The following is a 13,644-nucleotide window of genomic DNA, read 5'->3' on the forward strand; positions in this document are numbered from 1 at the left end:
ACGATTTTTTTGTACCCTAAAAACAGAAAAAAGGGCTGAGCCGAAGGTCGATTCAATCGACTTTTCGGACAGCCCCTGACCGTTTTAAGTGATATTTGCAAGATTGGAAAAAATATTTGTAACTTACAAACACTAATTTGCAACTGTAGGAATGAAATTTGCAACCCTAAGGATGTCTATTTGCAAGTGAAACGAAAGTTTTTGCAACTCTCATAAAAAAATTTGTAAGTGGAAAGGATATTTTTGCAACTGGAAAATTGAATTTGCAACTAAGCTGAATTTATTTGCAACCCCAAAGTTCACCAAAACTAATGCTTGTACGAACGCAAAATATTTGCCGCTGATGGCTCATATGTGTTGCAACTAGAAAAAATTTTAGGTTATTAACCATTCGTAAAAATTTGCAACTTCAATCCACTGATACATCGACAACCGTGACCTGCCAAGAATCCAATAAAATTATATGAAAGTTATTTTTTAAATTGGGAAACATAACAACAGGCCTATGTTTAGGCTGAATTTTACACCGAAGAAAGGAGACGTTCCATGCATAAGTTTTACAAATGGATTGGCGGATCACTTTTAGCAACTATGCTTTTAACCGGTTGTGCCAACAATGATAATGAGCCACCTCCAGAAAATGATGTCGATATAAATGAACCAAGAGACAATGATGTAATCGATCCGGACTTAAACGGTGATGATAACGGTAACAACGTACCTTACAATGACGGAGATACAACCGGTACAGGCACTACTTATGACCGTAATCGAGTTGGCGATGGAGATCCAGCAATCGATCGCAACACACCGAGGGAAGATATAATTGAAGATTTAGATGACATGAGAGATAGAGACCGTATAGACCGTTAATGTAGAAAAAGGAGCACCAATATCAAATGGAGTTTGGTGTTCCTTTTTTCATTTACAAAATCTATAACGTTCATTGGATTTAAGGAGAAAGATAAAAATGCTACAAACGAATCAAACTTGTTTGTGACCATCAGAAGATTTAAGGTTTTTTTCAACGGAAGTTGCAAGTCGTGGCTTTGTTTTCATTTTATCTTTAAACTCGACTAATAACGATTCGCCTTCGAAGCCTCGAGTAATTAAATCTTGCAAGAGCAATTCCGCATAGTCTTTCTTCGTACGTCTTAAATTTCCTAATAATAAAATGCTGGCATTGTTCCCGAGCTCTTGGTACGAATGAACTTTGACTAAAAATGGGGCCGGATCGTTTTCATGTTTCGTAATGACTGCTTGGATTTGGAGGACTTTATCATCTTGTTTCGCTTTTTGAAACGCAGGCAAGAAAGACTTATCTACGTAGGCTTCCACTAACCATCTTCCTTGATCATCCTCTTTATTAATGATTAATCCGTCCAATAAATCAATATCTGTAAGGTTACCGTCATCTTCAACGATTTGCAATGAAATGAGTTTAAACGTTTTCATGAACAGGCCGCCTCCCAACATCTTTGCCCCAAATTATATCATATTCCGTAGTCGAAAAAAATTTACCTATTGGATGAAAATGATATTTCACCGAGTTATTCCTAAATAAAATGACATTATGATAATAAGAAAAATTAAATTTTGAATCGGTATATTCGTTCTTTCTGTTAATAATAGCCGTTTTACTCATTGGGAAAATTAGCCTAAGATAAAAACAAATCAACGAAAGGAGTTGAAAAGTTGATCAATCAAGTGACATTAGTTGGAAGGCTAACAAAGGATCCGGAACTTAAGTTCACCTCGGAAGGAACGGCTGTTACGAATATTACATTGGCAGTAAATCGAAAATATAGAAAAAATCAAGGCGAGCGCTATGCTGATTTTGTCCAATGTACCCTTTGGCGAAAAATTGCCGAAAATACGGTGAACTATTGTAGAAAAGGTTCAATTCTTGGAATCGTCGGTCGGATTCAAACAAGGCATTATGATAACCAGGAAGGCCGGCGCGTCTATGTCACAGAAGTGGTTGCAGACTCGGTTCGATTTTTAGGTGGGAGACCATCCGAAGATCGTGAGTTTGAAGAACAAACTTCCATACTAGCAACCAGCATTCACGATAAGGAGGTGACTGAGTGTATTTAACAAAAGAAAAGCTTTTTCAACTAGAAGAAATGATCGAGTTATTAATTCGATTAAACGGAAAATTAAACGAACGTTTGTTTAAATTAGAAGAGCGAATTTCTGAATTAGAATCAACGGAAACACTCATTCGTTAAAATTTCAAAACTTCCCCCTAGAAATAAATCTTCCATAAAACCCCCCTCCATTAATATATCCTCCAATATCTCATCCATACATTACCTCATTTGGAACCTCTAACCAACTGGTTGGAGGGATTTTTATTTGCATACGGTTGGGGGGTATAGTACATTATAAATAGGGAGGTGGTGTGTCGTGGAAAAAGGACATCATACAGAGAGAAAAAGTCATCATTCGGAAAAAGTGAAGAAAAATTTAATCACGAGGTTAAATCGCATTGAAGGTCAAATTCGCGGAATTAAAGGTTTAATAGAGCGGGATACATATTGTGATGATGTCATTACACAAATTTCCGCCACGCAATCGGCCTTAAACGGAGTTGCGAAACTACTGCTGGAAGGGCATTTAAGAACATGTGTCGTAGAAAAAATACAAGCAGGCGACCAAGAAATTGTCGATGAAGTGTTAGTGACGATTGAAAAATTAATGAAAAAGTAAGTTCATAAGTACACACTACCTTTACTAGAACAAGAGGGAGGCGATAGTAATGGCAAAAGTAACCTTAAAAGTAAGCGGAATGTCTTGCGGTCATTGTGTAAAAGCAATTGAAGGCAGTGTTGGAGAATTAGAAGGTGTCGACAAAGTTGCCGTAGATTTAAGTGCTGGAGAAGTAACTGTTGAATATAACGAATCTGTCGTTACATTAGATAAAATTAAAGAAACGATTGATGATCAAGGATACGATGTCGCATAAACTGGCAGCCAATGATAGGCTGTCTTTTTTGAATGGGCGAATCCAATAAATGCATATAAAGATCCTTCATGGAACAAAACTGCCGTATAATGAAATCAGTTAAACCTCTTGGCATTAGAGGAGTTCGTAAAATGGTGAAAAATACGTTTTTGATTTTATTTTCAGCTTTAATTGCATTCGTTTTAAATACTACATTTGCGTTGGCGAATCAGAAATTTGAGCCATCCATTGATGTTGAAGTTGATAACAAAGAAGAAGGGTTCGTAAACTTTTGTAGCTTCAACTTTTCCGCTAGTCTGATTCAAGTTAAGAGCAAAAATGAAGAGTACGCGACCATATCGAAAAGCATCACCAATTATGCGAGTGAGTCTAATCAAAAAAGTTCGAAAAACGCTCAAAAGAATGATTCTCCACTTCCATTGATCATCATAAGCATAGCGATTGTTGTCGGTACTATTACTTCTTCGTACTACTTGATGAAGAGGTTACGTAAATAGTTCGTTTTACTTTCGCACTTATTAACTTGCAAAGAAACTAATACAAAGTTTTACTGGAATTTTTATCATTTGGTTAAATAATGAATCCTCGAAAAAATTACTTGCAAATAAAATCAAAGTAGTTGCAAGATTTTTTTCAACTTGCAAGAAAATGTCCGGGAGTTACAAATAATTTTTTTGAAGTTACAAATATTTTTCGCGGAGTTGCAAGTTTCATTTTTTCGAGTTGCAAATAACATCTCGATCGTTGCAAATACACCCTTCAAACTTGCAAATTCCATCACAAAAGATGCAAATATGCATTCAATCGGTCAGGATTGGCTCTTGCCAAACCTTCCTTGTTGAGAAAATATCAACCTTAGACAATCAAGTTGCAAATTTATAATATGAGTTACAAATATTTTTGATTGCCTAGTTTACAAATTCACCTTCATATGTTCGACTTGCAAATAAATCCATAAAAGTTACAAGTATTATTGAACCCTAGGTTAACAAATTCATCTTCAAGTTCTCCACTTACAAATAAGCCAATAAAAGTTACAAGTATTATTGAGCTTAGGGTTAACAAATTCACTTTCAAATGTTCGGCTTGCAAATAAAAATAAATAAGAGTTACAAATTTTTTCAATCAATGGCCACTCTTGATCGTTCTATTTATTAAAAATTCGCTTAGTTGCAAGATTTTTAATCAATGGTTAAACATATTCACGTTCGAATGACCGACTTACAAATAAGTTCCTCCAAGTTGTAAATTTTTTCGACGGGAAAAATCATATTCAAGAGTTTATAACATAACATCCCCCACCATATAATAAAGAAAATAAAAAGAAGGAGAAATTGAATTTTCTCCTTCAACCTTACTGAAACAAGTATTCCAAGCTTGTTCAACCTTCACCCCAACTTCAAAATTTCATGTAAGTCTTCGTCCGACAAGTTGGTGATCCAATTGTCTTTTATATGATTTCTTCGATTAGTGCTTTATTATTCGAGCAGCTCAATGTTTCAAATTTCATCCCAACTTCAAAATTTCATGTAAGTCTTCGTCCGACAAGTTGGTGATCCAATTGTCTTTTGTATGAATTCTTCGATTAGCGCTTTATTATTCGAGCAGCTCAATTTTTCAAATTTCACCCCAACTTCAAAATTTCATGTAAGTCTTCGTCCGATAAATTGGCGATCCATTGGTCACTTTGGATGATTTCTTCGTTTAAGGCTTGTTTTTGTTCGAGCATTTTATCGATTTTTTCTTCGAGGGTTCCCGACGTGATAAATTTATGCACATGAACGAAGCGAGTTTGCCCGATTCGATATGCACGGTCCGTTGCTTGGTTTTCAACGGCTGGGTTCCACCACCGATCATAATGGATGACGTGATTTGCAGCGGTTAAGTTCAAACCAGTTCCGCCAGCTTTCAACGACAACAATAACGCCGGGTATTCTCCATTTTGGAAGCGGCTAATCATTTCATCCCGATGTTTTTTGCTTACACTTCCATTTAAAAACGGAATGTTCACCCCAAATTGTTGGGCAAACACTTGTTGGATCATCTCACCCATACCAATATATTGCGTAAAAATTAGTCCTCGTTCATCGTTATCAAAAATTGTCTCAAACAATTCCACGAGTTTTTCCAGCTTTGTTGAGCGTTTAATCAAATCCTTTGGCGTTTCTTCTTTCAAATACAATGCTGGGTGATCACATAACTGCTTTAGTCGCCCGATCATCTGCAAAATTATCCCTTTTCGCTCAAACGCAGATAACCCGTTAATTTTTTCGAAAGTATCTTTGACCAAATATTCATAAAGGGCAGCCTGCTCTGTTGTCAGCGGACAATATTCCTTTTGCTCCAGTTTTTCTGGCAAATTCAAGGCGACATCTTCGTCACGTTTCGTTCTTCGCAATAAGAACGGTCGAATTAGGCGGCGCAATTCTTCAATTTTTTCCGTTTTATGTTCTTTTTCAATCGGACTGACAAATCTTGTATAAAACCTTGTTAAGCTTCCTAAATAACCTTTATTAATAAAATCAAAAATGGACCAAAGTTCAGTTAAGCGATTTTCCATCGGAGTTCCCGTCAAGGCAATATGTTGCTTTCCTTTTAGCTTTCTTACTGCCCGAGACTGCTTCGTATCTGCATTTTTAATATTTTGCGCTTCATCTAACGCAATGGATTCCCATTCAATTGAAGATAATTCGTCAAAATCAAGATGAGCAAGCCCATAAGAAGTAAGCACAACATCATTGTGAGCCACTTCCTTCTGAAATCCATCCCCTTTTCGACGATTCGAACCATAATGTAAATAAACCTTTAATTCAGGAGAAAATCTCTCAAACTCCTTTTGCCAGTTGCCAAGGACGGACGTCGGACAAATGATGAGAGAAGGGCCTGTCGTTTTCTCGCGCTCTTTCACAAGCAATAAATAAGAGATATATTGAATCGTTTTCCCTAACCCCATATCATCGGCTAAACATGCGCCAAACCCATACGTACGCAAGTAATAGAGCCAGCTCATTCCTTCTTGTTGATAAGGACGGAGCTCTCCATTTAAGCCTTTTGGTACAGGATATTTCGGAATTTGTTTCACATCGGATAGCGACCGAACAAACGAGCGTAATTTTGGATGGAGTTCAATTCGTATTTTTGAAAAGATGTGCGGATTTTGTTCGTCATCATCCATTTCATCTTCCATACGTCCATCTTCATACAACAATTGCTGTTGAATAACATCTTGGACGCGCATACCTTCTTGTTCAGCTTTTTCCATTAACCGCTGAATCCGTTTAATAAAAGACGGGTCCAATTTCACCCAGCGGCCGCGAATATAAACAAGCCGACGTTTTTCTTCCACTAATTTTAAAAATTCATCTTCGCTTAATTCCGCACCGTTCATCGACAATCGCCAATTAAATTGCACGACATCATTAAGCCCAACAAACGATGGGCGAGTCGTAGAGGTTGCCACTCGTGCTTTTATTTTCAAATTTGCTTCCTTAAGCTGCTGCCACCAAAATGGAAGCAAAATTTCAATGCCTAAAAGGAGGAGCATTTCACTAGCATCCGTTAAAAATTCCCACGCTTCGTTTTCAAAGAGCTCATTTTTCAGTCCTTGACCAGATTCATTTTCAAGCCAAGGGACCATACGGCAAATCCGTTCTTCTTCTTCGCGAATCGATTCCATATAAACGGACCATTTTCGCGGCATATCCTCTAACGTATATAAATGTTCATTTTTCAAGCGATCGCGAAGGACGACTTGCAACTTCCACATGCCACCATCTTCATGAGGTTCTTCTAAATGAAGACCAAACGTAAATGGCAGGGGGCTTTCTTTCATACCGGCCCAGACAGAAAAGCGTTCTTCGTCAAAATACGTAGAAAGGGGGATGCCCATGTCGGCAGCTTTTTGCAACGCTTGTTTTCGCTCGTTCCAAATCGCCTTTAGCCCGACGCTTTTTTCCATAAACGACTCCGCTGCATGATGAAACCAGTTAGAAACGAATGTTTTCATCGAAACCGGTTGATCCACGTAAGTGAAAGGGATAAACGTTTCTTCCCAAAATGAGGGGTGAAATTCATCCCACACTCGTTCCGGTACTTGCCATTGAAGTTCCCCTTGATCCCAGCGCTTGAAATCAGGAATGAACGAACGATTCACAATACATTCGTACATTACTGGTGCAACAGACATGCAAGGGTGGAGTTCATCGCTGAATTCCCATTGAATAAATCGGTTAAACGTTTCTTTTGCAAACAGTTCTAACACATCAAATGGGTCGATGAAAATTCCTTCTTTCCCCATAAATCCGTCCACTTTTAGCTTCGTTCCGTAATAAGAACTTTCATGCCATTGAAAAAGAAGGGGTTTCCAATGATTCGCACGGACAAGTAGGCCATCTTCATCTACGCAATAAAAAAAGAATCGGCCGTCCTTAAAAAAATAAGCATCTACATACATAAGTCTTGGTCCTATCATTAGTTTCCCCTCCTTATTCCTCGTTTTCGATCATTTTCGCACGTTTCAATTCTTCTTGGAAGGCCCGAAGCCTTTTCGTTTCTTCTAAAAGTCCGGAAAAGTAGTCTTCCCAATGCTGAGTTTTCTTTAGTTTTTTATAAATCGCTCGAAGCTTTTTCAACGCACGAACGGCTTCTTTATAACTTTGACGATTTTTTCGTTCCACGGCATCTGAAACTTGGCGGTGAAAATAAGGTAGTAACGTTTCCGGTGCTTCGGACTGTACGAGCTTCAGTGTATCTTTTGAAATATAGTTGTACTCATTGGCCCAAAAAAGCAGGTCCATCCATTTCTTGTATTGATGGCCATCTAAATAATACCGTTCTAATTCATACCTGCTATAAGGAAGCAATTCCAGCATCATTTTTTCATAAATATCGCTTTTTTTATGTTCTTGTGTATAGGTTTTTACATAGGAAATGACGTTCCGAGTAAACGGATAGATTAAATCTATTTCATCCATGAAGGGAAGTATATATCTCATCCGTGCTTGTAAAAACTCTAAACATAGTAAATATGGTTTCCAAAGTTTTTTTGTAGAAAAATAGTCGAGCCAATGGAAAATAATATGAATCCCGTTCGGCAAGGATCGGTCCAACTGTTGCAATGCTTCATGCACATTCCCTTCTAAAACTGAAAGAAGGCTAAAAGCATGGGCAACGTCGGAATCTGGATTGCTTCGCTTTTTTAACTTTTCTATATAAGCCAACTCTTCTTTTCGCCACGTTGATTTCGTCAGTAACCGACTCCAAATGAGCCAATAGATAAATAATCGTTCGTAACGGTACGGATCTTCAAAAAAGAGAAGTTCTTGGCCGTCTTTTTTTATTCTTTCAAAAAAAGGATCGTATGAAAAAGGGAACGGATGGTTTGTAAGCTCTTCAACAGCATCCTCCATATCCCGCATCAGTTTGTGCAAAATCGGAATTCCTCGTTTCCCCATTTCACTGTTTGGCTCTTCAGATAAGAGGGTGATGACCTTTTGAAAGACAAAAAATGATGTTACGAATAAATATAAATGCTTCCATTCTTGTTCATTTGGGGTGTAGCTTCGAATTTTGCGAAGCGTCGCATCAAACGTGACTTGAAATAAATATGGCTGAAAACGCCCTTGTTCTGCAAAACATTGTTCGACAAGCTTTTGCCATGCTTCATAATCAAACGGAATTTTCGTCATGGTAACGCCTGATTTTGCTAGAGGTTGTTCGCGGAATTTTGGCATCTGTTGTTTCCATAAATCCAACCATTCCGCAACACTTTTGTATTTTCCGTAGGCAGCAAAAAACACAGCCATTTGATGGCGGCAAATACCTTCCTGCGGGCAGCTGCATTCACCTGGAAGAATGGAAACAAACAAAAGCCTTACACGAACAGGGACAACATCTTGGACGTAACCGTGTATCTCATCTTCTTCGATTCGTAATTGATACACAAGCTGTTGGAGGAACAAAAGAAGTCCTCGCTGAACAATTCGTGCGTCCTCTTCATTATTTGGGTCGAGATCATTCATCAACCGATTTCCTAAAATCCATACATTCTCTTGAACCGCCTCATTCATACTGTACACCTCCGTGGTGACAAACACCGTTTATCAATTCTTTTATTATATCATGAATGAGGAGTCGTAAGAAATAGCGTGTAGAGGTGACTAGTGAAAAGAGAAAATGGGTGATTCGAATGATTAAAAAAGGGGCAAAAAAATGAAGAAAATGGAAAAGTTTATGGTTTTCTCCTTTTGCCTTTTTGTTTTTCTACTGAAAAAAGCTGTCAGATAAGCTTATAAATGAAAGAAAGTGGAGAAAAAGAAGGAGCTTTCTCCACTTCATGTTGTATTCCTTGAAGTAGCAGGGGTACACATGGCGATATAGCTACGTTTCCAATCTTCGTACAGGTTAGTTGTGATCATGGAGTAAAGGCGTGAAATATCATGGTTCTTTCGGCACAAAAAAGTCAGTTCCGTTAAAAACGTTAATGCCGATTAAAGGAATTTTCTCGCCATTAACTAACTTATAGTTTTTATTTTCAGGATAGCGAATTTCTTCGTCTTCTTTTTTCGCCACAAAGGTAAGTTCAAAAGGATCGGATTCATCAATGGTTACCGTATAGCCTTGAGATTCGTACCATTGGCGTGCGTTCATAAAAAGTTTTTCAGTAGCATGTGTTAAATCGATGTTTAAAAAATCCGCCACGATTTTTGACAAATCGGTATTTTCCATGAATCCTGTTGGTTTTTCTGGACCATAAGCATATAAAAATACATCTTCTCCTGTATGGCCGTAGGTCGTAAAACCGAGATCAGCTCTCTCTGCAAGTATTCGACCTAACGCATGTTCAATATCTTCTCCTTGCAATAACGTTTTCTTCTCTTTTTCCGATAACTGGTCAATTCCATAGAGTTCTGCTACTTCTTCCAAATTGGAACGATCTTCTTTCAGTAAACTTGTAGCTCCCGTAGCCGTTAATTTGGCTCGTTGTAAAACCGGGATGATGTTTGATACCGGTGTATCCATATACGACTTGTCCGTTCTTGCGTTTCCGATAGATAATCCGCTATTGCCATGATCGGTTACGGCAATCACCATTGTGTTTCCTTGTTTTTTCGCAAAATCGAGCGCTACGCGAACCGCCTCATCAAAGCCTAATACCTCACTAATCATTCCGATTGAGTCATTTTTATGGGCCGCCCAGTCCACTTTACTCCCTTCCACGAGCAGAAAAAATCCGTTTGCCTGTTTCGATAATACGTCAATCGCTTTTTTTGTCATTTCGGCTAACGTAGGAGAGTCAGGATTAAGCATATTTCGGTCAAATTCATAAGTAATGTCATCGTCGGCAAATGCTCCCCATATTTTTGGCCCATTCGCTTGTTCGAGCGCGTCTTTCGTATCTGCCCAATAGTAGCCTTTCTTTTTAATTTCTTCAACTAAGTTGATATTGTCTTGACGATGATGTTCATCAGGACCAGGGGTTAAGTATTGTTTTCCTCCACCTAGGACGACATCAAATCCTTGATACACTTGTTGTTCGGCAATGTCGTGGAAATTTTTCCGATCTAACACATGAGCAGAAAACCCAGCAGGCGTGGCATGCTGCACAGGAGAGGTTGTGACGATTCCTGTTTTATAGCCGAACAGTCGTGCAGCTTCTAATAGGGTCGCTACCGGTTTTGCCCCATCTGTGCGCTGATTTAAAATCGTTGGCATCATCCCGACCATTCCAGAAAAAGTTTTATGCCCGGTGGACATGGCGGTAGCTGCGGCGGCGGAATCGGTAATAACGGAATTGAGCGAATTGGTTCGAACGCCGCCGACTAATATTTCATCGAGAGCGAGCGGTTTTTCTTTATACAATCGAGCGAGAGTGACGACTGCTGAACTAGCTCCATCCATGACCATGAAAATAACATTTTTTGGCGTAGTCGCAGTCGTAGGGAAGGTAAACGTCGTGAATAGACATACAAGAACAAAAAAGATTCGAACCCATTTCATGAAAAAATTTCCTCCTTCACATACCAAAAATTAGTATGCTTCAGGAAGAATAAATTATGTAATAAAGGTGAGTGATCATGTGGATTTCATTGATGCATATCCTTGAAACATAAAAATGATGGAGAGTATGAGGTGCGAAGTTTCATCCAAAAATGAACGATTCGCAACATAGTAAAAGATAGAAGAATGAGATGCCAAAGGTCCAACGAGGTACGTCTCTAAACAGAGAAGTGGATAGAGGGGCCAGCGATGAAGCCTTGAAATAGAGTATTAGATGAAAAATAGAGAGGCGGGTGTTTTCCGCGCTCTAAATCGAGTCCTACCTAAAAAAGAGAGGGAGAGGTCCCTCTCTACTGCAAAATATTTCCTCTTGTTACTTGCAAATATTGACCATTCGAAACATTGACCGTATATTTACCGTTGAATATTTCGTTGTTGACGATTTCATTATTTCCGACAGGTCCAGACATGATGGCCACATATCCTTGGCCGGTGCTTTCAATCGTATATTGACCAGCAGGAATATCGACTCCAATTTTATACCAACCACAGCCGCGATAATTTTCAACGTTATTCAACTTTTCGTAAATTTCGCGAGCGCTAGTGACTCCTAACGTCGGGAAAGAATCAACATTGATGAGAACTCCCTGTGTTTGAATGTTTCCAGCATCATGCACATACACGTATCCAAAACTATCGAAATTTTCATTGTCTATAATGTTGCCAGAAAGATCTTCTTCCCCATAATAGGAGCCACTTCCTTTAAAGCGGACGAACGCATACTCCCCTTTTGGAATGTCTCCTTGCGTGTAAGAACCCGTATCAAACGCTTTTTTAGAATCAAATAGAGCGATGATTTTATTCAACATTTCCTGTTGCGGAGTCAATTCAGCCTTGTCTTCTTGTTTTTTCTCTTCTTTTTGTTCTTCTTGTGTTTCTTTTTCTGCGACGTCGGTTTTTTCTTGTTCATTTGCTACTTGATCGTTGTTGGTCTGTTCATCATTTCCCATATTGCCAATGGCGATAATGATTAATATGATGAGGGCCCAAAACCACCATCGTTTATAAATCGGTTTTTTCTTTTCCACCAATCTGACCTCCTTTATGTATTGTTAGTATGAGAATATTTGTCAAAAATATGATGCGGAGGAAATGGACAGGTTGGTTTTGTGAAAAATTGTAGGCAGTACCCGAAAAATTCGGTGTGGTTCACGAAAAATTGTGGTTGAGTTGTCGAAAAATCAGTGGTTGTTTCCGAAAAAAATCTGATTTAAGAACTCGGAATGTTAAGGTAGGTTCTCAAAAAATTTGGATTGGTTTTCAAAAAAATGCGGTCGGTTCAAGAAAAATCGAGGTTAGTCCTCGAAAATTAAGTTCGGTTCTCCAAAAATTAAAGAAAATCCTCGGAAAAATACGATCCGTTCTCCAACAAATCAATCAAGTTCTCAAACAATCGTGGGTAGTTCTCTAAAAAATCACGGATCGTTCTTGAAAAAATTCAGGTACTTCCTCAAAAAACAAAATCTTACTCCCATGTTGAACTCTATACGCAAAAGTACAACCATCTTGGTTCATTCTGAATATACTATTGAAAAATCACTAAAGGAGAATGAGGGGAATCCGACATGGGAAGACCTTTTATCACGATTGGGAACAGAAAGGTTGGGGAAGATTACCCACCACTCGTCATAGCGGAAATTGGAATCAATCACGGAGGAGATTTAAAAGTAGCGAAACAAATGGTAGATGCCGCCTATCATGCAGGAGCGGAAGTCATCAAACATCAGACCCATATTGTAGAAGATGAAATGAGTCAAGAAGCGAAACATGTGATTCCCGATCATACGACGGAATCGATCTACGAAATCATGGAAAAATGCTCCTTAAATGAACAAGAAGAAATGGAATTAAAAAAATATGTGGAAAGCAAAGGAATGATCTTTCTCAGTACCCCTTTTTCAAGAGCGGCAGCTGACCGTTTAGAAAAAATGGGAGTCCTTGCGTATAAAATTGGCTCAGGCGAATGCAATAACTACCCTTTGATTGAATATATTGCTTCTTTTGGAAAACCGATGATTGTTTCAACAGGAATGAATGACATTAAAAGCGTTAGAAAAACCGTTCATATATTAGAAAAATACCATATTCCATGCGCCTTACTTCATTGTACTAATCTTTATCCAACACCCCCTCACCTAGTCCGGCTTGGTGGAATGCTAGAGCTTAAAAAAGAATTTCCTAACGCTGTAATCGGCCTTTCCGATCATACAACCAATAACCATGCTGCTTTTGCTGCCACCGCACTAGGAGCCTCCATCCTAGAAAGACATTTTACCGATTCCAAAGAAAGAATAGGTCCAGATATTTCATGCTCGATGGACCCTAAAGAATTAGCTGAACTTATCAAAGGAACTAGAGAAATTGCCCAAATGCGTGGGGGAAAAAAAGAACCGGCAAAAGAAGAACAACTAACGATGAATTTCGCCTTTGCCACCGTTGTAGCAACAAAAAATATAAAAGCAGGGGAAGTCCTAACGAAAGAAAATATTTGGGTGAAACGTCCAGGAACGGGTAACATTCACGCGGAACATTACGAAAAGCTGATAGGAAAAAAAGTCAAAAGAGATCTATTAAAAGATGAGCATCTCAAATGGACTGATCTATTAGAATAATGGTGA

General features: G+C 38.6%; 12 protein-coding genes. 7 read left to right on the plus strand and 5 right to left on the minus strand.

Going from position 1 to position 13,644, the window contains the following annotated elements; genetic code table 11:
• Positions 1-546: 546 nt before the first annotated feature.
• A complete protein-coding gene (locus AC3ASS_RS08120) occupies positions 547-873 on the plus strand; it encodes a hypothetical protein (protein WP_488283021.1) in 327 nt (108 codons plus the stop codon).
• Between the two features lie 111 nt (positions 874-984).
• On the opposite strand, the gene AC3ASS_RS08125 is transcribed toward AC3ASS_RS08120, so the two are convergent.
• Positions 985-1,455, minus strand: a complete 471-nt coding sequence (locus AC3ASS_RS08125) for a YwpF-like family protein (protein WP_488283022.1) — start codon at positions 1,453-1,455, stop codon at positions 985-987.
• Positions 1,456-1,695: 240 nt separating this feature from the next.
• Between AC3ASS_RS08125 and ssb the strand changes: the two genes are divergently transcribed.
• The 5 genes from ssb (at position 1,696) to AC3ASS_RS08150 (ending at position 3,465) form a co-directional block, all read left to right on the plus strand.
• The gene (gene ssb / locus AC3ASS_RS08130; RefSeq protein WP_488283023.1) at positions 1,696-2,097 is read left to right on the plus strand and encodes a single-stranded DNA-binding protein; all 402 of its coding nucleotides are present in this window, start codon (positions 1,696-1,698) and stop codon (positions 2,095-2,097) included.
• Positions 2,088-2,231, plus strand: a complete 144-nt coding sequence (locus AC3ASS_RS08135; RefSeq protein ID WP_488283024.1) for a hypothetical protein — start codon at positions 2,088-2,090, stop codon at positions 2,229-2,231. Before ssb ends, AC3ASS_RS08135 begins: the two co-directional genes overlap by 10 nt.
• 178 nt (positions 2,232-2,409) lie before the next feature.
• Positions 2,410-2,712 (plus strand): metal-sensitive transcriptional regulator, encoded by a 303-nt coding sequence (locus AC3ASS_RS08140; RefSeq protein ID WP_488283025.1) that lies wholly within the window; start codon positions 2,410-2,412, stop codon positions 2,710-2,712.
• Positions 2,713-2,761: 49 nt separating this feature from the next.
• Positions 2,762-2,968 carry a copper chaperone CopZ gene (gene copZ, locus AC3ASS_RS08145; RefSeq protein ID WP_488283026.1) on the plus strand — a complete coding sequence of 69 codons (207 nt, stop codon included), beginning with the start codon at positions 2,762-2,764 and terminating at the stop codon, positions 2,966-2,968.
• Between the two features lie 131 nt (positions 2,969-3,099).
• Complete coding sequence (locus tag AC3ASS_RS08150; RefSeq protein ID WP_488283027.1) at positions 3,100-3,465, plus strand: hypothetical protein; 366 nt, start codon at positions 3,100-3,102, stop codon at positions 3,463-3,465.
• A 1,127-nt stretch (positions 3,466-4,592) separates the two neighbouring features.
• Here AC3ASS_RS08150 and AC3ASS_RS08155 read toward each other — a convergent pair.
• The 4 genes from AC3ASS_RS08155 to AC3ASS_RS08170 form a co-directional block, all read right to left on the minus strand.
• Complete coding sequence (locus AC3ASS_RS08155; RefSeq protein WP_488283028.1) at positions 4,593-7,439, minus strand: DEAD/DEAH box helicase; 2,847 nt, start codon at positions 7,437-7,439, stop codon at positions 4,593-4,595.
• 13 nt (positions 7,440-7,452) lie between these two features.
• Positions 7,453-9,036 (minus strand): SWIM zinc finger family protein, encoded by a 1,584-nt coding sequence (locus AC3ASS_RS08160; protein WP_488283029.1) that lies wholly within the window; start codon positions 9,034-9,036, stop codon positions 7,453-7,455.
• A 367-nt stretch (positions 9,037-9,403) separates the two neighbouring features.
• Complete coding sequence (locus AC3ASS_RS08165) at positions 9,404-10,966, minus strand: alkaline phosphatase (protein ID WP_488283030.1); 1,563 nt, start codon at positions 10,964-10,966, stop codon at positions 9,404-9,406.
• Positions 10,967-11,316: 350 nt separating this feature from the next.
• Complete coding sequence (locus tag AC3ASS_RS08170; protein WP_488283031.1) at positions 11,317-12,054, minus strand: Rv1352/Rv1906c domain-containing protein; 738 nt, start codon at positions 12,052-12,054, stop codon at positions 11,317-11,319.
• Between the two features lie 537 nt (positions 12,055-12,591).
• On the opposite strand from AC3ASS_RS08170, the gene neuB reads away from it, so the two are divergent.
• Complete coding sequence (gene neuB, locus AC3ASS_RS08175) at positions 12,592-13,638, plus strand: N-acetylneuraminate synthase (protein ID WP_488283032.1); 1,047 nt, start codon at positions 12,592-12,594, stop codon at positions 13,636-13,638.
• The last annotated feature ends 6 nt before the right edge of the window (positions 13,639-13,644 follow it).

This window comes from Bacillus sp. JST-5 (genome assembly GCF_057747715.1).

Coding starts and splice junctions, on each gene's coding strand:
- copZ (WP_488283026.1), top strand. CDS start 2,762: ATGGCAAAAGTAACCTTAAAAGTAAGCGGAATGTCTTGCGGTCATTGT.
- AC3ASS_RS08155 (WP_488283028.1), bottom strand. CDS start 7,439: ATGATAGGACCAAGACTTATGTATGTAGATGCTTATTTTTTTAAGGAC.
- neuB (WP_488283032.1), top strand. CDS start 12,592: ATGGGAAGACCTTTTATCACGATTGGGAACAGAAAGGTTGGGGAAGAT.
- AC3ASS_RS08150 (WP_488283027.1), top strand. CDS start 3,100: ATGGTGAAAAATACGTTTTTGATTTTATTTTCAGCTTTAATTGCATTC.
- AC3ASS_RS08125 (WP_488283022.1), bottom strand. CDS start 1,455: ATGAAAACGTTTAAACTCATTTCATTGCAAATCGTTGAAGATGACGGT.
- AC3ASS_RS08165 (WP_488283030.1), bottom strand. CDS start 10,966: ATGAAATGGGTTCGAATCTTTTTTGTTCTTGTATGTCTATTCACGACG.
- AC3ASS_RS08120 (WP_488283021.1), top strand. CDS start 547: ATGCATAAGTTTTACAAATGGATTGGCGGATCACTTTTAGCAACTATG.
- AC3ASS_RS08160 (WP_488283029.1), bottom strand. CDS start 9,036: ATGAATGAGGCGGTTCAAGAGAATGTATGGATTTTAGGAAATCGGTTG.